The organism is Brevundimonas pondensis, from assembly GCF_017487345.1.
Lineage (GTDB): Bacteria > Pseudomonadota > Alphaproteobacteria > Caulobacterales > Caulobacteraceae > Brevundimonas > Brevundimonas pondensis.
This window is the reverse complement of the sequence record NZ_CP062006.1, coordinates 2,925,444-2,946,607: the sequence shown is the minus strand read 5'-3', so window position 1 is coordinate 2,946,607 and position 21,164 is coordinate 2,925,444. Positions and strand designations below refer to the sequence as shown.

At 66.5% G+C, this 21,164-nt stretch carries 20 protein-coding genes; 12 read left to right on the top strand and 8 right to left on the bottom strand.

Going from position 1 to position 21,164, the window contains the following annotated elements; genetic code table 11:
- Positions 1-31 precede the first annotated feature (31 nt).
- Together IFE19_RS14710 and IFE19_RS14705 are read right to left on the bottom strand one after the other, a co-directional pair.
- Positions 32-1,528 carry a sensor histidine kinase gene (locus IFE19_RS14710; RefSeq protein ID WP_207823535.1) on the bottom strand — a complete coding sequence of 499 codons (1,497 nt, stop codon included), beginning with the start codon at positions 1,526-1,528 and terminating at the stop codon, positions 32-34.
- The gene (locus tag IFE19_RS14705; protein WP_207823532.1) at positions 1,525-2,253 is read right to left on the bottom strand and encodes a TVP38/TMEM64 family protein; all 729 of its coding nucleotides are present in this window, start codon (positions 2,251-2,253) and stop codon (positions 1,525-1,527) included. Before IFE19_RS14705 ends, IFE19_RS14710 begins: the two co-directional genes overlap by 4 nt.
- Positions 2,254-2,421: 168 nt before the next feature.
- Here IFE19_RS14705 and rpmH point away from each other — a divergent pair, with 168 nt between their 5' ends.
- The 10 genes from rpmH to IFE19_RS14655 all read left to right on the top strand — a co-directional run bounded on the left by rpmH (position 2,422) and on the right by IFE19_RS14655 (position 10,791).
- Positions 2,422-2,556, top strand: a complete 135-nt coding sequence (gene rpmH, locus IFE19_RS14700) for a 50S ribosomal protein L34 (RefSeq protein ID WP_003164000.1) — start codon at positions 2,422-2,424, stop codon at positions 2,554-2,556.
- A gap of 33 nt (positions 2,557-2,589) precedes the next feature.
- On the top strand, positions 2,590-3,018 hold the full coding sequence (rnpA, locus tag IFE19_RS14695) for a ribonuclease P protein component (protein WP_207823531.1): 429 nt from the start codon (positions 2,590-2,592) through the stop codon (positions 3,016-3,018).
- A gap of 5 nt (positions 3,019-3,023) precedes the next feature.
- Positions 3,024-4,820: a membrane protein insertase YidC gene (gene yidC, locus IFE19_RS14690; protein WP_207823528.1), complete on the top strand. Its 1,797-nt coding sequence runs from the start codon at positions 3,024-3,026 to the stop codon at positions 4,818-4,820.
- A 4-nt stretch (positions 4,821-4,824) separates the two neighbouring features.
- Positions 4,825-5,496: a ribosome biogenesis GTP-binding protein YihA/YsxC gene (yihA, locus tag IFE19_RS14685; RefSeq protein WP_207823526.1), complete on the top strand. Its 672-nt coding sequence runs from the start codon at positions 4,825-4,827 to the stop codon at positions 5,494-5,496.
- Positions 5,497-5,568: 72 nt separating this feature from the next.
- A complete protein-coding gene (locus IFE19_RS14680; RefSeq protein ID WP_207823524.1) occupies positions 5,569-6,075 on the top strand; it encodes a DUF3617 domain-containing protein in 507 nt (168 codons plus the stop codon).
- A gap of 60 nt (positions 6,076-6,135) precedes the next feature.
- Positions 6,136-7,128, top strand: coding sequence for an LLM class flavin-dependent oxidoreductase (locus tag IFE19_RS14675; protein WP_207823522.1), 993 nt, complete (start codon positions 6,136-6,138; stop codon positions 7,126-7,128).
- Between the two features lie 158 nt (positions 7,129-7,286).
- Positions 7,287-8,015 carry an ABC transporter permease gene (locus tag IFE19_RS14670; protein WP_207823520.1) on the top strand — a complete coding sequence of 243 codons (729 nt, stop codon included), beginning with the start codon at positions 7,287-7,289 and terminating at the stop codon, positions 8,013-8,015.
- 42 nt (positions 8,016-8,057) lie between these two features.
- On the top strand, positions 8,058-9,227 hold the full coding sequence (locus IFE19_RS14665) for a chain-length determining protein (RefSeq protein ID WP_207823519.1): 1,170 nt from the start codon (positions 8,058-8,060) through the stop codon (positions 9,225-9,227).
- On the top strand, positions 9,227-9,907 hold the full coding sequence (locus IFE19_RS14660; RefSeq protein ID WP_207823517.1) for an ABC transporter ATP-binding protein: 681 nt from the start codon (positions 9,227-9,229) through the stop codon (positions 9,905-9,907). The genes IFE19_RS14665 and IFE19_RS14660 overlap by 1 nt, the downstream gene beginning before the upstream one ends.
- Positions 9,904-10,791 (top strand): hypothetical protein, encoded by an 888-nt coding sequence (locus IFE19_RS14655; protein ID WP_207823515.1) that lies wholly within the window; start codon positions 9,904-9,906, stop codon positions 10,789-10,791. The genes IFE19_RS14660 and IFE19_RS14655 overlap by 4 nt, the downstream gene beginning before the upstream one ends.
- On the opposite strand, the gene IFE19_RS14650 is transcribed toward IFE19_RS14655, so the two are convergent.
- From IFE19_RS14650 to rfbC, 5 genes are read right to left on the bottom strand one after another with little or no spacing between them, the layout of a single operon-like run.
- Positions 10,784-11,650 carry an FkbM family methyltransferase gene (locus IFE19_RS14650; RefSeq protein WP_207823513.1) on the bottom strand — a complete coding sequence of 289 codons (867 nt, stop codon included), beginning with the start codon at positions 11,648-11,650 and terminating at the stop codon, positions 10,784-10,786. The genes IFE19_RS14655 and IFE19_RS14650 overlap by 8 nt on opposite strands.
- On the bottom strand, positions 11,647-12,537 hold the full coding sequence (gene rfbA / locus IFE19_RS14645; RefSeq protein ID WP_207823512.1) for a glucose-1-phosphate thymidylyltransferase RfbA: 891 nt from the start codon (positions 12,535-12,537) through the stop codon (positions 11,647-11,649). Before rfbA ends, IFE19_RS14650 begins: the two co-directional genes overlap by 4 nt.
- The gene (rfbD, locus tag IFE19_RS14640) at positions 12,534-13,430 is read right to left on the bottom strand and encodes a dTDP-4-dehydrorhamnose reductase (protein ID WP_207823510.1); all 897 of its coding nucleotides are present in this window, start codon (positions 13,428-13,430) and stop codon (positions 12,534-12,536) included. Before rfbD ends, rfbA begins: the two co-directional genes overlap by 4 nt.
- Positions 13,423-14,481 (bottom strand): dTDP-glucose 4,6-dehydratase, encoded by a 1,059-nt coding sequence (rfbB, locus tag IFE19_RS14635; RefSeq protein ID WP_207823509.1) that lies wholly within the window; start codon positions 14,479-14,481, stop codon positions 13,423-13,425. The genes rfbD and rfbB overlap by 8 nt, the downstream gene beginning before the upstream one ends.
- A gap of 14 nt (positions 14,482-14,495) precedes the next feature.
- Positions 14,496-15,071 (bottom strand): dTDP-4-dehydrorhamnose 3,5-epimerase, encoded by a 576-nt coding sequence (gene rfbC / locus IFE19_RS14630; protein WP_207823507.1) that lies wholly within the window; start codon positions 15,069-15,071, stop codon positions 14,496-14,498.
- Between the two features lie 186 nt (positions 15,072-15,257).
- Between rfbC and IFE19_RS14625 the strand changes: the two genes are divergently transcribed.
- Together IFE19_RS14625 and IFE19_RS14620 are read left to right on the top strand one after the other, a co-directional pair.
- Positions 15,258-17,678, top strand: a complete 2,421-nt coding sequence (locus tag IFE19_RS14625; RefSeq protein ID WP_207823505.1) for a glycosyltransferase family 2 protein — start codon at positions 15,258-15,260, stop codon at positions 17,676-17,678.
- The gene (locus IFE19_RS14620; RefSeq protein ID WP_207823503.1) at positions 17,675-19,909 is read left to right on the top strand and encodes a glycosyltransferase; all 2,235 of its coding nucleotides are present in this window, start codon (positions 17,675-17,677) and stop codon (positions 19,907-19,909) included. Before IFE19_RS14625 ends, IFE19_RS14620 begins: the two co-directional genes overlap by 4 nt.
- Positions 19,910-19,941: 32 nt before the next feature.
- Here IFE19_RS14620 and IFE19_RS14615 read toward each other — a convergent pair whose 3' ends face one another.
- Positions 19,942-21,108 carry a polysaccharide biosynthesis/export family protein gene (locus IFE19_RS14615; protein WP_207823501.1) on the bottom strand — a complete coding sequence of 389 codons (1,167 nt, stop codon included), beginning with the start codon at positions 21,106-21,108 and terminating at the stop codon, positions 19,942-19,944.
- Between the last annotated feature and the right edge of the window lie 56 nt (positions 21,109-21,164).

Sequence of the window (21,164 nt, the reverse complement as noted above, 5' to 3'; positions counted from 1 at the left end):
GTGGCGCCGTCCGTGCCGTCGGGCAAGCGCGTCAGGCTGGCAGGCGCAGCTCGAAGGTCGTGCCTTCCGATCCGGTGTCCAGCAAGCGCAGTTCGCCGCCGTGGTTGGCCGCCAGCTCGCGTGAGATGGTCAGGCCCAGGCCCGTGCCTTCCGAGGCGCGACCGCTGACGAAGGGCTCGAACAGCCGCCCGGCCAGCCGCTCGGGGATGCCCGGTCCATCATCTGTGATGCGCAAGGTCACGACGCCGTCACGGGTCTCGGCGCGGACGGTGATCCGACCCTTCTTTTCGCGTTCAGGATCGCTTTCGATAGCCTGACGGGCGTTACGCATCAGGTTGACCAGGATGCGATGAAGCTGGTCGCTGTCGGCCTTGACGGTGAAGCGGGCGGGCAGGTCGCGGATCAGGCGCACGCCATCCTCTTCCAGACCCGCATCCTCGGCGGCGACGGCGACCACGCGGGCCAGCAGCATCTTCTGAAGTTGCGGCGCGGCCTCTTCGGACTTGCCGTATTCCAGCACATTGCGGGCCAGGGCGGCGGCGCGGCCGAGCGCCCGTTCCAGCCGGGGCAGGGCCTTGGCCACCAGGGGGTCGGCCGAGCTGGACAGACGTTCGGACGCCATCTGGGCCGAGGTCAGCATGTTGCGCAGGTCGTGGTTGATCTTGGCCACCGCCTCGCCCAGGGCCACCAGGCGGGCGCGCGAGCGCAGGGACTGGCGCACTTCCTCCTGCATCCGCGCCAGTTCGCGCTCGACCCGGCCGATCTCGTCCTTGCGGTCCGAGGGCGTCTCGGCGGGGCTTTCAGGATCGGCGGCGAAACGCTCGATCGAGCGCGTCACCCGGCGCAGGGGCGCCAGGACCAGGAAGGACAGGGAGGCGTAGAGCAGGCCGCCGGCGACCACGGCGATCAGCAGGGACATGGTCAGGCTGTTCAGCAGGAAGCTCTTCAGCTCGGTCTTCAGCGGCTGGGCAGGCGCCAGGATCTCGATGAAGTCGCCCGAGCGATAGCGCGGCTTGGCCTGCACCCGCAAAGAGCGGTCGGGGTGGCCGAACAGGGTCTTCCAGGGGTCCAGCAGGCGGGCGCCGACATTGCGTTGGCGCAGGTCGATCAGTTCGGGCGCGCGGGGCAGGTTGGGGGCCTGCAGCAGCAGGCGGCGCACGCCCTGCTCGCCTACGACCACGGACTGGACCCCGCCGATGCTCAGCAGTTGTTCGGCGGTGGAATCCTCGACGGCGGAATAGGGCAGGGCCTCGACCCCGACCGAGGCCAACTCGGCGGCCTGCAGCCGGTCCATCAGCCACCGCTCCTGGAAGGAGGCGGCGCTGGGCACGATGATCAGGGCGGCGACCGCCAGGGTGAAGGCCACGGTCAGCAGCAGCAGACGGCTGGACAGGCCGTCGGGGGCGCGCGGCGTCAGGCGCTCGCGCCAGATGTCAGGCAGGCGAACGGTCGCCAGGCGCGCGGTCAGGCCCGTCTCGTCGCGGGGGCGTGAGGGCAGTCGAGTCTCGATTGCGTTCCGTTCCGTCATGCGGCGTCCATGCCGTGCCGAGCCCGCCATTTCTGCACTAATTTGAGCGCCAGGGGCAGCAGCATCGACAGGAAGGCCACGCCCAGCAGCGGCCACATGAACTCGGCGAACAGGCTTTGCAGGTTCGGGTTGGGGTCATCCACCAGAATGTCGTTCAGCCCGGCGCCGATCCAGCAATAGATGATGTGGGCGGGCAACAGACCAATGAAGGTGGCGATCATATAGGGGCGCAAGGGGGCCGCCATGACGCCCGCCGCCACATTGATCAGGTGGAAGGGCACCGACACCACCAGGCGGGCCACCAGAACGTACCAGAAGGTGTTCTTGTCCACGCCATCGCAGACCTTCTTCAGCAGGCCTGTATCCTGGGACGCGCGACGACGCAGGGATTCGCCGAGGGCTGTGCGGCCCACGTAATAGACAGCCAGGGCGCCCACGGTGGCCGCGAAGGCCGTGGCCACGCCCCCGACCCAGGGGCCGAACAGATAGCCCGCCGTCACGGTGATGAAGACCACGCCAGGCACCACGCTGGCGGTCAGCAGGGCGAAGACCAGCATCAGGGCCAGCAGGGTCAGGATATAGTGTTCGTCCGCCAGGGCCTGAAACGCCGAGCCGTGCTCGCGCAGGGTGTCCAGCGAAAGGTAGCGGTTCCAGCCCATGCCGAAGATCAGGGCGATCGCCGCCAGCAGGACGGCGAGGGACAGAAATCGTTTGACCCGGTTCATCCTTGCTCCCTAACCGACACCGTCGGGCTTCCCTAGAGGATTCAGGTGGTTTGGGACGGCCTGGTTCGCTTGTCGGCGTTGACTCGTCCGTCGTCGCCGCTTATACGCCCGCCTCCTGCAGCGGATGACTGTTGTCCGTTGTGCAACCTTGTAGCCCTGGAGCCGAACGTGAAGCGGACCTATCAGCCGTCGCGACTCGTGCGCAAGCGCCGTCACGGCTTCCGTTCGCGGATGGCCACCAAGAACGGTCAAAAGATTGTTGCGCGTCGCCGCGCCAAAGGCCGTAAGCGCCTGACGGCCTGACGTCACGCGCCCATTACCCTTCAGGGCGGGCGCATGACCGATCCGATGAAAATCGATCGCCTGACACGGCGGCCCCAGTTTCTGGCGGCCGCCAAAGGCGTTTCTCAGGCTCGCGGCGCCGTGGTGGTCCAGCAACTGGACCGTCAGGACGGGCAGCCCGCGATCCGTCTGGGATTCACCGCCACCCGCAAGGTGGGCGGAGCCGTGGTGCGCAACCGCTGCAAACGCCGCCTGCGCGAGGCCGCGCGCCTGTTGGCGCCCCTGCACGGGCGTCCCGGCTGCGACTATGTGTTCATCGCCCGCATGGGCACGGCGGACCGCGACTGGGACCGTCTGCTTGACGATGTGAAATCGGCCCTTACAAGGCTCGCAACCCCGCGTGCGGCTCCCGATATGGGAGATGCGGCGAAATCGCCCGCCCGCGCCTCCGACGATTCGCGCCCCTCCGGCCAGGACCGCTGACCCCGATGCAGAACGAGAATTCGCGCAACACCATCATCTTCTTCGTGTGCGCGGCCCTGATCATGGGCGTGTACTACTTCATGGTGATGCGCCCGCAGGCCGAGATGCGCCGCCAGCAGCAGATCGCCGCCGCTGAAGAGAAGGCCGCCACGGTAAACGACGCCGGGCTGACCTCGGCCTCCGCCGCGCCGGGCGCCTTCGTCACCGACCGTGTTCAGGCGCTGGGCAAGGTCGCTCGCGTGCCGATCCAGACGGGCACCCTGAAGGGTTCGTTGTCGCTGCAGGGCGCGCGCATCGATGACCTGTACCTGACGGACTACAAGGAAACCCTGGACAAAAATTCGCCCCCGGTGGAGCTGTTCCGCCCGCAGGGCATGGAGCATGCCTACTTCGCTCAGTTCGGCTGGAGCGGCCCCAACGTTCCCGGCGGCGTTCCCGGCCCGAACACGGTCTGGAGCCTGACCAAGGGCGCGACCCTGACCCAGACCACCCCGGTCGAACTGACCTGGGACAATGGCGCCGGCCTGCGCTTCACGCGCGTCATCGCCGTTGACGCCCAGTACGTGTTCACCGTCACCGACACCGTCGCCAACCTGAGCGGCCAGGCCATCACCATCGCCCCTTATGGCCGCGTCGAGCGCCAGGGCGTGCCGACCGACCTGGGCAAGCAGATGATCCTGCACGAAGGCGCCATCGGCACCTTCGGCGCGGATGGCAAGTTCACCACCGAGCAGGTCAAGTACAAGGATTGGGCCAAGAAACCGCGCATCGAGAACGAGTCGACCGGCGGCTGGCTGGGCATCACCGACAAGTACTGGATGGCCGCCCTCATTCCGGACCAGAAGGAAAAGATCGAGGGCCGTTTCTCGGTTCGCGACGCCGAGGGCCTGAACGTCCACGAGGCCGCCATGCTGGGCGCCGCCCGCACTATCCAGCCGGGGCGCCAGATCGAAGAGACCCAGCGCCTGTTCGCCGGCGTCAAGCGGAACGAGATCCTGGCCGGCTATGAGAAGAGCCTGGGCCTGCCGCGCTTCATCTACGCCATTGACTGGGGCCACCTCTTCTTCCTGACCCGCCCGATCTTCATGATCGTGGAGTTCTTCTACGGCGTCCTGGGCAACTTCGGTCTGGCCATCCTGGCCCTGACCGTCGTGGTCAAGCTGATCATGTTCCCGCTGGCCAACAAGTCCTACGAGAGCCTGTCCAAGATGCGGACCCTCCAGCCCAAGATGGAGGAGATCAAAAAGAAATTTAAGGACGACCCGCAGAAGCAGCAGCAGGAGACGATGGCCCTGTATCAGCGGGAGAAGATCAATCCCCTGGCGGGCTGCCTGCCCATCCTGGTGCAGATCCCGGTCTTCTACGCCCTGTACAAGGTGCTGTTCGTCACCATCGAAATGCGCCACGCGCCCTTCTTCGGCTGGATCCGCGACCTGTCGGCGCGCGACCCGTCGACGATCTGGAACCTGTTCGGCGCCATTCCGTGGGATCCCTCGACCCTGCCGTTGCTGGGCAATCTGCTGAACGGCCCGCTGCACCTCGGCGTCCTGCCGATCGTCTATGGTCTGACCATGTGGCTGCAGCAGTCGATGAACCCGCCGGCCCAGGATCCGATGCAGCGTCAGATCTTCGCCTTCCTGCCCTTCATCTTCACCTTCATCATGGCCCCGTTCGCGGCCGGCCTGCTGATCTACTGGGCCTGGAACAACATCCTCTCGATCGCGCAGCAGTACGTCATCATGCACCGCTTCAAGGCCGAGAACCCGATCGACACCTTCTTCGCCCGCTTCAAGAAAGCCTGATCGGTTGGAATATCCGTCGGACGAGCCCAAGGTCGGAGAATATTCGGACGCCGAGATCGAGGCGGCGCGCGTGCTGTTCTCGCGCCAGGCCACCTTTGTCCTGGGTTGCGCCAAGATCGAGCAGCTGCCCGATCCCGACCTGCCGGAAATCTCGTTCGCGGGACGCTCGAACGTCGGCAAGTCCAGCCTGATCAACGCCCTGGTCGGGATGCACAAGCTGGCGCGCGCCTCGAACGAGCCGGGTCGCACGCGCGAGGTCAACTTCTTCGACCTGGACGGCCGGCTGCGGCTGGTCGACCTGCCCGGCTACGGCTGGGCCAAGGCGTCCAAGACCACGGTCAAGAAGTTCCAGGACCTGGGTCGTGACTATCTGCGCGGCCGGGTGACGCTGAAGCGGGTCTATCTGCTGATCGACGCCCGTCACGGCCTCAAGAAGGTCGACGACGAGGCGCTGGACGCCCTGGACCTGGCCGCCGTCAGCTATCAGATCGTCCTGACCAAGGCCGACAAGCTCAAGAAGGGCGAGGCCGAGAAGGTCCAGGCGGCGACGCTGAAGGCCATCGCCAAGCGTCCCGCTGCCTATCCGGCCGTGCTGGTCACCTCGTCCGAAAAGGGCTTCGGCATTCCCGAGCTGCGCGCCGAGATCATGCGCACCACGGGCGTCGATCTGGCCTAAACGCCGTGCGCGGGTGAACCGCGACGCTTGAGCGGCGTTGACCTCTCGGTTTCAACCAGAGGGGAGCGCTCCATGCGTTCAGTCATGATCGGCGGCGCGGCCGTCGCCTGCCTGCTGGGCCTGTCGGCCTGCGGAAACAACAACAGCAAGACCGAGGCGCCTGCGGGCGAGGGGGCCAAGAACGTCCCCGGCACGGTCGAGGCCGCGCTGGACGCGCCCCGGCCCGGTCTGTGGCGCGTGACGACCGCCATGGAGGGTCAGCCGGGCGCCGCGACCATCCCGCCGCAAGAGGTCTGCGTCACCGAAGCCAAGCTGGAGCCGCCGGCGAATACGCAGCAGCCTGGCGCGGACTGCACCACCCAGGCCTTCGCCCGCCAGGGCGACGCCATGGTGGCCGCGACCTCCTGCACCCTGCCGGGCGATATGAAGATGGACTCGACCATTCGCGTCACCGGCGATTTCAACAGCCGCTACGTCACTGAGGTGACCACGAAGCTGAACCCGGCTCCGACGCCGCAGATGGCCCAGACCAAGGTGACCATGACCGCCGAGCGCATCGGCGACTGCCCAGCCGCCTGAGAACGTCGCTATCGTTTCGCCCGGTATGGCGCCGCTGAAAAGCGGCCCCATATCGGTCGGATGATCCCGCTTTCCATTCTCGACCTCGCCCCGGTGCCGGAAGGCTCGGATGTCTCGCAATCGCTGGCCAATACCCTGGATCTGGCCCGCCATGCCGAGCGCTTGGGTTACAAGCGCTTCTGGCTGGCCGAGCATCACAACATGCCCGGCATCGCCAGCGCCGCGACCTCGGTGGTCATCGGCGCCGTGGCGGCGGCGACCAAGACCATTCGCGTCGGCGCCGGCGGCGTCATGCTGCCCAACCACGCGCCCTTGGTCATCGCCGAGCAGTTCGGCACCCTGAACGCCCTTCATCCCGGCCGCATCGACCTGGGTCTGGGCCGGGCCCCCGGCTCGGATCAGGCGACGGCGCGGGCGCTGCGCCGCACGCTGCAAGGCGACGTGGACGCCTTCCCCCAGGACGTCATGGAGCTGATGCAGTGGTTCGCGCCCGCCACGCCGGATCAACGCATCATCGCCAACCCCGGCGAGGGTCAGGCCGTGCCGATCTGGATCCTGGGCTCCTCGACCTATGGGGCGCAGCTGGCGGCCCATCTGGGCCTGCCCTACGCCTTCGCCAGCCATTTCGCGCCCGGCGACATGATGCGGGCGCTGGATGTCTATCGCCAGACCTTCAGGCCCTCGGCCTATCTGGACAAGCCCTACGCCATGCTGGGCTACAACGTCTTCGCCGCCGAGACGGACGCGGCCGCGCGCCTGCTGTTCACCTCGGTCCAGCAGGCCTTCGTCAACCTGAGGAGCGGCCGTCCCGGCAAGCTGCCCGCCCCGGTCGAGGGCTATTACGAACGTCTGGATAGCGCCGCGCGCGGCATGATCGACGCGGCCCTGGCCTGCTCGGCCGTCGGCTCGCCCGAGACGGTGCGCGCCCAGATGGACGCCTTTATCGCCCGGACCGGCGCGGACGAACTGATGGTCACCAGCCAGATCTGGGACCCCGCCGCACGGGTGCGCTCAATCGAGCTGCTGGCTGAACTCGCGCGGCAGGCGACTTGATAGGCTTCCGGATTGTGCGTATGCCAAGCCTTCAAGGCTGAACGTGCGGCGATGACCGTTCACGGCCATGTCCCCAGGCTGGCTCTGACCCGCGGTTCGTTCGGAATATGGCGTCAATCAACGCTTTAAAAGAGCACAGCGATATCATCGGCGCCTTGATGCTGCGTGAAATCATCACGCGCTACGGGCGCCGGGGGTTGGGTTTTTTCTGGCTGATCGGGGAGCCTCTGCTCTTCACCTTCGGGGTCATGCTGATCTGGTCGACGATCAAGGCCCCCTATCAGCATGGCCTCGGCGTCGCGCCCTTTGTCATGACCGGCTACATGTCGCTGATCATGTTCCGGCACCTGGTGTCGTACAGCATGGGCGCCGTGTCGGCGAACGTGGGCGTGCTCTACCATCAGAAGGTCAAGATCCTTCATCTCTACATTGCGCGCTACGTGCTGGAGTTCGCCGGGGCGACCCTGGCCCTGGCCGTGGCCTATACGGTGCTCTACCTCAGCGGTCTGGTCGATCTGCCGCATGACCTGGGCCTGATCTACTGGGGGTGGTTCAGCCTGTTCCTGTTCGGGTGCGGCGTGGCCATGGTCCTTAGTGCGATGGCGATGGAGTTCGACGTGATCGAGCGCCTGGTGCCGGTGATGATGTACGGAATGCTGCCCTTTTCGGGCGTTTTCATCATGGCGGCATGGGTGCCCGAGAAGTACCGCGACGTCTACATGGCCTTCCCCATGCCCCACACGATCGAGATGGTTCGCGCCGGGGTGTTTGGCGAGTTCATCGAGACCCATTATGACCCCTTCTATCCCCTTTTCTGGGGCGGGGTTCTGATCGCCTTCGGCCTGCTGCTGATCGCTCGCGCCAAGGAACATATCGATGCTGAATAAGGATGACGGCGCCGCGACGCGCGGAACCGGTGCGAGGCCTGAATGAGCGACTCACGCATTACCTTTCTGGGCCCGATCAGCGGGCGTGGCGCGGAGCCCCGGCAAGGGACCCGGCAGGGGCTGACCAGCCGCGTGCCCTGGCCCTTCCTGGTGGTGGTCGTGCTGCCCACCCTGGTGACGGCGATCTACTACCTGGTCTTCGCCACGCCGCGCTACGTGTCGGAAGCCCGTTTCATCGTGCGCGCAGCCTCTCAGGAGCAGCCCTCCGCTCTGGGCGTGGCTCTGCAGGGCGTGGGTCTGTCGGCCAGCGCAACGGATTCGTTCGCCGTTCACGAATACATCCGTTCGCGCGACGCGCTTGCGGCGCTGGAGCCGAAAATCGACGTGGCCCGGATGTTGGCGCCGGCCGGCGTTGATGTGCTTTCGCGTCATCCGCGTCCCTGGGAAGGCGAGACCAAGGAAAGCCTCTACAAGGGACTGCAGCGTTTCGTCACCGTGGGGTACGAGACCTCGACGGGCATCAGCACCCTCAGGGTGGAGACCTTCCGCGCCGGGGATTCACAGAAGCTGGCCGCGGCGCTGCTGGATAGCGGCGAGGCCCTGGTCAACAAGCTGAATGAACGTTCGTCGGCCAGCGCGGTGATCGACGCCGAGCGGACCAAGCTGGAGGCCGAGACCCGCCTTCGCGACATTCAGTCCCGTCTGACCGCCTTCCGCAACCGCGAGGGCATGGTGGACCCGACGCTTTCGGCGACCGAGAACTCGGCCCTGATCGGCGAGCTCCTGGCTGGCATCGCCACGCTTGAGGCCGAGCGTTCGCAACTTGCGGCCCAGGCGCCGAACAGCCCCCAGTTGCCGATCCTCGACGGCCGTCTGGCGGCCTTCCGTCGCCAACTGGCCGAGGAGCGGGCCAAGATCGCCGGCGGCGCCGGTTCTCTGGCCACCAAGTTCAGCGAATATGAAACCCTGGCTGCTGAACGCACCCTGGCCGAGCGGGCCATGGCTGCGGCCAGCACGGCTCTGGATACCGCACGTCTCGATGCTCGCCGTCAGAAGCTCTACCTGGAGCGTATCGTCAGCCCGAGCGTCGCTGACAAGGCTACCGAACCCAACCGTTTCCGCGCCATCCTGATGGTGCTGATCTCGACCCTGCTGATCTACGGCATCGGCTGGCTGGTCTGGGCGGGCCTGCGGGAGCACAGGCAGCTCTGATGGACACCCCAGCCCGGAGGGTGGGCCTCGAGGTCGTCAACCTGACGAAGACCTACACCACGACGCCCGGCGCCCGCCCCCTGTTCACCGACCTCAACTTCGAGCTGGAACGCGGCGCGCGTTTCGCGGTTCTGGGCCGGAACGGGCAGGGCAAGTCGACGCTCATCAAGATACTGGGCGGCGCCCTCGCGCCCACCGCGGGACGGGTGAACTGGCGAATGACAGCGTCCTGGCCGATCGGCTTCGGAGGGGGGTTCCAGGGCAGTCTGACGGGCCTGGACAACATCCGCTTCCTGTCGCGTATCTATAATCGCGACTATCATGAGCTTCTGGCGCGTATCGACGACTTTGCGGAATTGGGACGCAAGCTGGCCCAGCCGGTGAAACACTATTCCTCGGGCATGCGTTCGCGCCTGGCCTTCGGCCTGTCTCTGGCGATCGACTTCGACTGCTATCTGGTGGACGAAGTGGTCGCGGTCGGCGATGCGCGCTTCCAGCGCCGCTGCAAGGAGGAACTGTTCGAACGTCGGGGCGACCGTTCCTTCATCATGGCTTCGCACGACACCAAGCTGGTCAGTGAAACCTGTGATCGGGCCATCATCATCGAGGGCGGCAAGGTCAAGATGTTCGACGACATCGATGAAGCGATCGATATCTATTCCTGGTTGAGGGCTGCGTGAGCGACGTGCGTGTTCTGGGTGTCGTTACCCTGCCTGGTCCCCACGAAGCCCGTTGGCGCAGCGCCTTGTTGAAAGCCGCCAAGGCCAGAAAGTGGGCGGCGACCAAGGACGGCGGAGATCGGGATGATGCGGCGGCCGGCGAGGTCGTCTTCATGCGTGATGTCGATGATGCGGCCCTGGACGGAATCGACGCCCTGCTGGTGATTACGGCGTCTCCGGATGAGGTGTTCGGCATGGCCCTGCAACGTCACGCCGACGATCCGAGGCAGGCTCTTCGACGCGCCGCCAGCCAGTTTGGCGCTGCGTGTCGGTTGATCGAACGCGGCGCCTTCATGCTCGACGGTTCTGCTGTCGAGGCTGAGATTCCCGGACTGGGCCATGTGAGCGTCGATGTTGGCGACGACGATGCGCCGCTCGACGCGCATGGCGTGGCCAATCCGCTAGCCTTCTATGAAAGCTTGCCGCCAGCAACCGGCGCCAAGGCGGCCTGGTCACCGGACCTGTTCAGCTACACGCACGGTGCTGACCATGAAGGCGGAACGCCGGACATCGATATCAGCGGTCGCGCGCGTATTCTGGTGCACGGCCCGTATTTCCAGCTGCCGGCCGGCCTGTGGCGCGTGACGGCGCGCTTCTCGGTCGAACCCGACGATGATGCTTTTCTGATGTTCCAGTGGGGCGTCGCTGCGGACGTGGCGACCTGCTACGGCGCTTTTGATCGCTCCGGCCTCTATGAGGTGGTCATTGATCATCGATGGGAAAAGGCGGGCGCCGCAGAAGTGCGGGTGTGGGCCGAGCGAGGTCACCTGTTCGGCAAGATGACCTGGCTCGGCTGCCACGTCGAGCGTCTGGCGGACGTCGAGCCCCTTTCGTCGACTACCTAGCTTCGAAGTAGAGAATCCAGTCTTCGGTCCGTTCCGGTTTCAGGACTTCCTCGCGTGACACGGGCTCCGCCTGACAGTTGAAGCCGACGGCGCGCAAGCCGCCATACAGCTTGATCAGCCGATCAATCAGCAGTTCCGGCGCGGCGCAGCGGTTGGCGTTGAATTCCAGAAGCAGGCGCGGCTTGTCGCGCTTGAGGACGCGCGTCAGCCCTGCCAACGCCGCTTCTTCGGCGCCTTCCACGTCGATCTTGACGAAATCGACCCGATCCCAGCGCTTGACGATGGAATCGATACGGCCAGCCTTCACCTTCACATGCTCGGGGTGAGACAGGTCGCCGCCCGGCACGACGCGGGCGTTCTTGGGCTCGGTCGGAGGGGCGTGGAAGACCAGGGAGCCGCCATCCTCGGCGGAGGCGGCCATTTCCGTCACCGTCACGCGGCCGCTGAAGCCGTTGACGTCCACCGAGCGTCGCAGCAGTTCGGCTGTGCGCGGATGGGGTTCTATGGCGGCGACAAGGCCGTCAGGCCCGACCAGATCGGCGAACAGGACGGTGTAGTAGCCATGGTTGGCGCCGACATCGATGACGTTCATGCCGCGCTTGATGATACGCGCCATGAAGACGGTCAGCCAGCTTTCCCAGAGTCCATCCAGAAGGACATGGGCGCCGAAGCCCACGTCCGTGGTGGCCACGTACAGCTTGTAACGGCCGAGGATGCGGCCAAGCGCGACCCGGTCGCCGACATAGACCGAATGGGCCAGCCGGCGCGCGTGGTTCTCCAGCGTCCAGCGATCCATTTCGGCGATGTGGTTGGCGCCTAGAAGCGCGCCGTCCGCAATGTGGGTCTTGGTGAACTTCATGAACTCGGTGTTCCGGAGGGCGCAGTCGCCAGAAGGCGCTGCAGATAGCGGCCGTAGTCGCTCTTGCCGTAGGCTTTCGCAATACGTTCGACCTGGTCGATGTCGATGAAACCCTTGGACAGGGCGATTTCTTCGGGGCAGGCGATCTTGAAGCCTTGACGGCGTTCGAGCGTACGCACGAATTCGGCGGCTTCCAGAAGGCTGTCGGGGGTGCCGGTATCAAGCCAGGCGAAGCCCCGCCCCATCATTTCGACGGACAGGGCCTGCCGTTCCAGATAGGCCCGGTTGACGTCAGTGATCTCAAGCTCGCCGCGCGGCGACGGCTTCAGGTCTGCGGCGATATCGACCACGTGACGATCATAGAAGTACAGACCCGTGACCGCCCAGTCAGACTTGGGCGCGGCGGGCTTCTCCTCGATGGAGAGCGCCTTCATGCCTTCGTCGAACTCGACGACGCCGTAACGCTGGGGGTCGTTGACATGATAGGCGAAGACGGTCGCGCCCTCGGGGCGGGCCATGGCGCGGGTGAACAGGTCGGTGATCCCGTGGCCATAGAAGATGTTGTCGCCGAGGATCAGGGCCGAGGGCGAGCCGGCCACGAAATCCGCGCCGATGATATAGGCCTGGGCCAGACCGTCCGGGCTGGGCTGTTCGGCGTACTCGAGGTGGAGGCCCCACTGCGAGCCGTCGCCAAGCAGGCGCTGGAAAGCGGGCAGGTCATGCGGGGTGGAGATGATGAGAATCTCGCGAATACCCGCCAGCATCAACGTCGACAGGGGGTAGAAGATCATCGGCTTGTCGTAGACAGGCATCAACTGCTTCGACACCACCTGGGTCATCGGGTGCAGGCGCGTGCCCGAGCCGCCCGCCAGAATGATCCCCTTCATCGCGTGGTCTCCGCTTTCAGTTCTGCAAGCACGTCTCGCATGGCCTCTTCCCATGGCCGTGGCCGAACGCCGAAGTCCCGTGTGATCCTGGCGGTGGCCAGTCGTGAATTCGCCGGGCGGCGCGCGCGTGTGGGATAGTCCGCCGTGGTGATGGCATCGACCACGGGGGGGGTAAAGGCGGTCTGCTCCGCAAAGATGCGGGCGGCGAACTCATGCCACGTCGCTTCGCCGGAGTTCACGAAGTGATAGGTTCCGTTCGGAGCTGACGGATCGTTCATCATCCTCAGGGCGATGGTCACGAGGGCCTCGGCGATGTCCGCGGCCGAGGTCGGGCAGCCACGCTGATCAGCGACCACGCGAAGCGTCGGATTCTGGGCGCCGACCCGCAACATGGTCTTGAGAAAGTTGGCGCGGTGGGCGCTGAACACCCAGGCGGTACGCAAGACGACTGACCGGGGATTGCCTGAACGCACGGCGAGTTCGCCCGCCAATTTGGACGCGCCATAGACGCCCAGCGGCGCGACGGGATCGCTTTCGTCATAGGCGCCGGGGGCTGATCCGTCGAACACGTAGTCGGTCGAGACGTGGATCAGCGGGATTCCGGCGCGTTGCGTGGCTTCGGCCAGCAGGGCCGGGCCGATCGCATTGACGGCGAAGGCGGCGGCCACGTCGTCCTCGGCCTTGTCGACCGCCGTATAGGCGGCCGGATTGATGACGGCGGCGAAGGGCGTGGCCTGAAACAGGCGGGTGATCGAATCGGCGTCGGTCAGGTCCAGCTCGTCGCGCGTCGGAGCGTGCAGACGCACGTCGTCGGGCCAGCGCGCCCGCATCAGTTCCAGCCCCACCTGGCCGGCGCCGCCGGTTATGAGAACATGGCGCACCGTATCAGCCATGCGCCGCGCCCAGACGCTGGGTGGCGTAGCGCGCGTCGAGAATCGCCTGCCACCAGTCGCGGTTCTGCAGATACCAGCGCACGGTCGCCTCGATGCCGTCCTCGAAGGCGTGCTGCGGCTCCCACCCCAGTTCGTCGCGGATGCGCGAAGCGTCGATGGCGTAGCGCTGGTCGTGGCCGGGACGGTCGGCGACGAAGGTGATCTGTTCGGCGTAGGAGCGGCCGGACGGCGCCGGCGACAGTCGGTCCAGCGCGGCGCAGATGGCCTTGACCACGTCGATGTTGCGACGTTCGGCGTTGCCCCCGACGTTATAGGTGCGACCCGGCTGGCCGCGTTCGAACACAGCGCGCAACGCGCGGGCGTGATCTTCGACGTAGAGCCAGTCGCGGACGTTGGAGCCGTCGCCGTAGACCGGCAGGCTTTCCCCCGACAGCGCGCGAATGATGATCAGCGGGATCAGCTTCTCGGGGAAATGATGGGGGCCGTAGTTGTTCGAGCAGTTGGTCACCAGGACGGGCAGGCCGTAGGTGTGACCCCATGCGCGCACCAGATGATCCGAGGCCGCCTTGGACGCCGAATAGGGGGAACGGGGATCATAGGGGGTTGTCTCGGTGAAGAGGCCCGTCTCGTCCAGAGAACCGAAGACCTCGTCCGTCGAGATATGGTGGAAGCGGAAAGCCGCCTGCTCGTCCGTCGGCAGGTTGCGGTAATAGCCGAGCGCCTGTTGCAGCAAGGCGAAGGTGCCGACGATGTTGGTCTGGATGAACTCGCCGGGGCCGTCGATGGAACGATCGACATGGCTCTCGGCGGCCAGGTGGGCGATGACCTGGGGACGGAACCGCGACAGGGCTTCGCCAACCGCGACCGGATCGGCGATATCGGCCTGGGCGAATTGATATCGGTTGCTGCCGGATACCGCCTCTAGAGAGGACAACAGGCCCGCATAGGTCAGCTTGTCGAGGACCAGGACCTCGTGCTCGCTGTCGCTGATGAGGTGACGGACGAGGGCCGACCCGATGAAGCCGGCGCCGCCGGTGACCAGGATGCGCATGAAAACTCCGGAGCTCAGGCGGGAATGACCAGCGGCGCCAGCGGGCGGCCGTCATATTCAAAGGGACTGTCGAAATCCGCCAGACTCGGCAGGACGGCATCCTTGTCCGACAGGACGGGGCCGGTCGTGGGCAGGGGCCAGTCGATGCCGATGGCCGGATCGTTCCAGATGACGCCGCCGTCGCAGTCGGGCGCGTAGACGTCCGAGACCTTGTAGGCGATCTCGGCGTCGGGAGTGAGCGTGACGAAGGCGTGGCCGAAGCCGACGGGGATAAACAGTTGGCGGCCGTTGTCTTCGCTGAGTTCGGCGGCCACATGGCGGCCGTAGGTCGGCGAGCCGCGACGCAGATCCACGGCGTAATCCATGACTGAACCCCGCAGACACCGCACAAGCTTGGCCTGGGCGTGAGGCGGGCGCTGGAAATGAATGCCGCGAATGGTGCCGATGAAGGTCGAGCGTGACTGGTTGTCCTGAACGAACCGGCAGGTGACGCCCTCCGCCGCCAGCCGAGCTTCGGAATAGGTTTCGGCGAACCAGCCGCGGCTATCGCCAAAGCGTCGCGTTTCCAGCAGCTTCACGTCGGAATTCATGGGGCGTCCTTGTTCGGGAGACGAGCTTTTTAGCCGAGTTCGACCTAATGACCATCCGGGGATTCGTGTCGCAGGCGTGTTAGAGCGACGAGACGGCGCCCGAAACGGCCCGCAACGACAGGTAAACGGGGCCAGCCGCCCGGAGCAAAGATGGCAGCAAGTCCGCTGAAAGGTCTCAAACGCGTCTTGCGACGTATTGCCGGCGACCGCGCCGCTATGTCGCGACGTGCGGGCGATGCGGCGCGCGACCGGGGCGACTGGGAGGCGGCGGCGCTTGCCTATCGCAGCTATTTGTCACGACGTGCGTCGGATGCCAGGATCTGGATTCAGCTGGGTCATGTGCTGAAAGAGGCGGGGGCGTTGGCTGAGGCTGACCGCGCCTACGTCCGCGCGGCTGGATTGCTGGGGGACGGCGACGCCGACCTGCTGTTGAGCCGGGGACGGCTGGCGCGTCTGCAGGGCGAAGAAGCGGCCGCGATCGCCTTCTTTATTGATAGCCTGAAGCGGGACGGGAGCAGCCCAGCCGCCGCCGACCTGTTCGATCAGGCGGGCGCGCCCGGTTCCGCGCCCTGGCCGCTCAGTTATGACTGGCGACCCGCAGGTCGGATCGAACATGCGGCCACGGGAGCGGCGGTGGGCTGGCTCCGGGATGGGGGCGGGGTGGTGGAGTTCCGTCAGGCTGGCCGCGTGGTCGGAACGACGCGGGCGGACCTTCCGAGACCGGACCTGACGAACGCCGGACTGGAAGGCGGCGGTTTCAGCTTTTCCCTCAGCGGCGTTCGCCCCGATCACGAAACCGGATGGCGTATCGAGGCGATCTCGCAGGCAACGGGCGAGCCGCTGCTGGGGTCGCCGTTTGACGCCGCGCCGCCCCGCGCAGTGCAGGACTGGCTGACCAGGCCGAAGACGGCGACCCCCGACGCTGCTGCGCCGCTTCTCAGCCTGATCCTGCCTGTGCATGATCCTCGCCCTGAATGGCTGTCAGAAGCTATCGCCAGCGTCAGGAACCAGAACAGCCCGGCGTGGGAGTTGGTTTGCGTCGATGACGGCTCGACAGACCTTCGGGTCAAGACCGTGCTGGCTGACGCCGCCGTCAAAGACTCGCGCATCCGGCTGGTGACCTTGGCGCCGGGGCGCGGGGTGGCGGGGGCGACCAACGCCGGCCTGGCCCAGGCTACGGGGGCGTGGGTCGCCTTCATGGACCATGATGACGTGCTGGAGCCGGAGGCTGTGACGCGTCTGATGGCGGCCGAGTCGATGGGCGCCGACCTGGTCTATTCCGACGAAGTCCTGACTCATGAAGACAGCGACGCCCTGAAGCACTTCGCGCTCAGGCCGGCCTTCTCGCACGATTATTACCTGTCCCACCCCTATTTCGTGCACATGGTCGCTGCGCCTCTGGCCGCGGTGCGGGCGGTCGGAGGGCTGGACGAGCGTCTGCCGATTTCTGCGGACGTCGATCTGGTCCTGAGACTGCTGGAGGGATCGCGCACGGTCGCTCATGTGCCTGGGGTTCTCTATCGCTGGCGAACACATGTGGACAGCGAAGGCCATCGGTCGCGGAGCCGGGTGACGGCGGCCACGGTGATGGCGGTCAACGCCCATCTGGACCGGCTGGGGCTGCCGGGGCAGGCCGTGCCGGGGCCGGTGTTCAACACCTGCCGGATCGACTGGCCAGACGACGGGTCGCCGGTTCTGGCGGTCATTCCCACGCGCAATCGCGGCGATCTTCTGCGTCAATGCGTGGAATCCCTGGATCGCACCGTACCGGGCGACCGGCTGCGACTGTTGATCATCGACCATGAGTCCGACGACCCTGATACGCGCCTCTACCTCGAGACGCTCTCCGACCGCGCGGTGATCATGCCCTATGCCGGGCCGTTCAACTTCGCGAGGATGAACAATGAGGCGGTCCGTCGACACGCGCGACCGGGAGAGCGTCTGCTGTTCCTCAACAATGACATCGAGGCGCTGGAACCCGGCTGGCTGGAGCGTCTGGCCGCCCTGGTCGCACGGCCGGAGGTCGGCGTGGTCGGGGCGACCTTGCTCTATCCTGACCGGCGGGTTCAACACGCGGGCGTGGTGCTGGGCCTGGGAGGGTACGCAGAGCACGTTCACAAGTTCGCTCCATTCGAGCGCGGCGGGGATCGCAATCCGGGGCCGGACTGCAGTCTTGTCGTCACGCGCGAGGTCTCGGCGGTGACGGCGGCCTGCATGATGATGCGTCAGGAAGTGTTCGCGGCTGTCGGCGGTTTCGACGAGACCTTCGAGGTCGGCTTCAACGACACCGATCTGTGCCTCAGGGTCGGCGCGGCGGGATATCGCGTGCTGAACGACGGCCATGTGGTGCTGATGCATCATGAATCCGCCACGCGGCGCGCCACGGATCAGGTCCGGCATCCGGAGGACGCCGCGCGTCTGAAGGCGCGTTGGGGCGCTCTGATGGCGGAAGGCGACCCCTTCTACAATCCGTTGCTGTCGCTGGACCCGGCGGCGCCGGATCGAACCCGACTAGGCGAAACGCCGCCGCCCCGGCTACGCTCGGGGCCGGGAGCCGGTCGTCTTGTCGTGAAACCGGAGCAGGAACAGGGAGACGACCGGGGATGATCGACCGGTTCAAACGTGCGCTGGCCGAGTTCCGCAAGCCGTCGCCGGCTTCGCAGGCGGCCCTGGCGCGCAGTCGTCAGATCCGGGCGCGAGAGACGCTGGCGGCCGGCAACGCCGCACGCGATGAGGAAGACTGGGCGGCGGCGGCGGGCTTCTACGCGGCGCATGTCGCCCAGAAGCCCGAGGCTGCGGCGATCCATATCCAGCTGGGCAACATGCTGGCCCGGAGCGGCGACCCGGTCGGCGCCGAACGGTCCTATCGCCAGGCGCTGACGCTTGCGCCTGACGCCGACGCCTGGCTGCAGTTGGGGCGGACCCTGGCGGCCGTCGGCCGCCGGGCCGAGGCGATCGAGGCTCTGGTCGAGGCAGGGCGGCTGGCGCCGGGCGACCCCGATGTCCGCACCGAGCTGGCCGCAGTCGGCGCGCCGGAACTGGCGGTCGAGAACGATCGGCCGCGTTCGGCCCATGTCCGCGATCTGGCGCGGGTCGGCGGGCGGCTGGAACAGACGCTGGACGCGTTGCATGACTGGCTGTCCGTCTCGACCTATCCGCGAGAGGCCTACGATGTCTTTCGTCGCAACTTCCCGATCACGCCGCCGCCCCACCGGGTCGTCGCGGAGATCACCGTGGTGGTGGAGGCCCTGTACGCCAGTCCGGCCCGCATCCGGACCACCCTGCTGGCGCTCCAGGACCAGAGCCTGACCAGCTGGCGCGCCATAGTTCTCGCGCCGTCCCGGGTTCTTGAGCATCCGGTGGCGTCCCTTGCACTGTGCGACGACCGTGTCTCGTTCGTCACCCCGGACATGGCGACCTTGCCGGCCGGGCCGGTGCTGAGCCTGACAGCCGGTACGATCCTGCATCCAGAGGCCCTGTCCTGGTTCGCCTTCGCTCAGGAACGGACCGGGGCGGAAGCTGTCTATTGTGATCACGATCGTGTTGTGGAGCACTGGCGTCATGGCCCCCGCTACATGGACCCGGTGCTGCATCCGATGCCGGACCGCGAGGACCTGCGGACAACGCCAGCCCCTCCCGAGGCCCTCTTTTTGGCGAGCGCGACGGCGGCGGAGGAACTGATGGCGGCGCTGCGCCGACATGACCAGGAGGCCGCCGCCGGCGCCGCCGCGCGACGGGATCTGTTACTGGCCAAGGTGGACCGGGTTCCGGTGGCGCATTTGCCGCGTCTTCTCGCCAGTGTTTCGGAACTGCCGGACGGGGCGGGCCAGGGGCGCCGCAGTGAAGACGAAGATGTCCCGGGCATGGCGGCGTCGGCGGTCGTGTCGATGGAGGCGGAACCGGCGGCGCCGGACTGGAGCATCGCCGTCATCGTGCCGACACGCGACGAGGCGGCGATGCTGGAAACGTGTGTTCGCAGTCTGTTCGAAAGGGCGGCTCGTCCTGAACGGTTGACGGTAGTGATCGCGGACAATCGCAGCCAGGAACCGGAAACGGCGCGGGTGCTTGCCGAGCTGTCGGGTGAGCTGAACGTGGTTGTCGTTCCGGTGGGCGAGCCCTTCAACTGGTCGCGCATCAACAATCTGCTGGCGGCCACGCGCCTGGAAGACCTGCTGATCTTCGCCAACAACGACACCGTCATGCTGACCCCGAACTGGGACGAGATCGTCCGTCGACGTGCGGCGGCAGACGGGGCGGGACTGATCGGTGCGCGACTGCTCTATCCGGACGGTACGGTGCAGCATGCCGGCATGACATTGGGTACGGGGGAAGGAACCCCGGATCATGAAGGCGTAGGGGCGGATGGAAATGACCACGGCCCGGTGGGACGTTGGGCGCGCAGCCGTTCGGCGGCGGGGGTCACCGGCGCGTTCATGGCCGTTCGTCGTGAGGTGTTCGAGCAAGCGGGGGGCTTCGACGCCGGTGCGCTGGCCATCGGCTACAACGACGTCGACTTCTGCCTGCGGGTACGCCGGATGGGGTTGCGCGTGATCTACGCGGGGGACGTCGAACTGATCCACCTCGAGTCCAAGACGCGCGGTCGCAACGAGACGCGGGCGAGGATCGCCTGGGACCGTGGCGAGCTGCGCAGCCTCTACGAAACCTGGGGCGAAGGGCTGACCTTCGACCCTGGCCATAATCCGCACTGGGCTCCGGCGGGCGGCGCGGCGTTCGATGGTTTCCAGGAGCCGACATCGCGTCGGATCCTGCGCCATCTGGAGCTCAGCGCGCGACTTCATCCCTGGGCGCCGCCCAAGGGTGAAGCCTGGTCTGACTGAAGGGGAGGGGCGGCGGTCGCCGCCCCAAGGGATCAGTCGCTGCCGAAGGTGCCGGTCACCCGGACGTCATAGATGACGCGGGTGATGGTCTGCACGAACTCGAAGAACTTGCGCAGTTCCGCAGAGTCGGCGCGCGGAACATAGATGACGTCTTCGGGCTGGATGATGAAGTTGTTGGCCGTGAAGAAGCCGGCCGGATCATTGAGGTTCAGGCGATAGACCACGGGCACGCCGCGTTCCGATCGCGGCCCTGTGACGCCGAGCGCGTCGGCCACCTCGGGGCGTTCGAAGCGGAAGACCAGAACCGAACGGGCGTTGGCGGAGTTGTTGTCCAGTCCGCCGAGGCTGCTCAGCGCCGAGGTCAGGGTGACGTCGCCGGTCGGCATGTCGCTGAGGCTGACCTTGCCCAAGGCGCCGAAGCTGCTGAAGCGACGCGGCTTCAGTTCGAGATTCAACTGGTCGCCGCGCTGCAGACGGATGTTCTCGGCGGGGTGACGGTACAGGTCGGTCAGCGCGACCTTCACGCTGTTCGATCCCCGCGTCAGGGTGACAATGACGTTCTCGGGCGGGCCGTCGACGCCGCCGGCGGCGGCGATCACGTCGATCACCGTGTCGTTGGAAAGCGACAACGGCACGCGGCCCGCCTGTTTGGCGGCGCCGATGACCGTGACGCCGTTGGCGCTGGAGCCCGTCACGCCGACGATGACCTGTGGATTGACCGCCTTGCCCGCGAGGGCGCGGCGAATGGCCTGTTGCGCCTCATTGGGGGTCATGCCGGCGACGCGCACCTGACCGGCGAAGGGGATCGACACCGCGCCCTGACGGTCGACGACCGTCGAAGGCAAGGCCTGGTTAGCAGTCGGAACGGCCGCAACCGCCCCGGCCGCGCCGCCCAGGGCCATGCTGCCGCCGAACAGGCCGCCGCCGGGTTCGTAGATGGAAATGGCCAGGGCGTCGCCCACCTGGATCACATCGACAGGCGCGCTGGCTCCAGCCGGCGCCAGCGAGCCCATCATGCTGAAGGGCACCCGCCGAATGCGCTCGCTGACCGCGTAGTCAAGTTCCAGCAGGTTGAAGTCAGCCCCCTGCGGATCATTCGCAGCGCGCGTGATGGTCCTGTTGGCCGGCCCGTCCCGCGGCAGGGTGGTGCAGGCGCTGACGGCGGCGGCCAGGACTAGCGTGAGCAGGTGACGTGACATGAGGCTCGCAGCGTTTGTTACGGGAGTTTTCTAGCGGAGCGCGAAGCCGGGGGCCA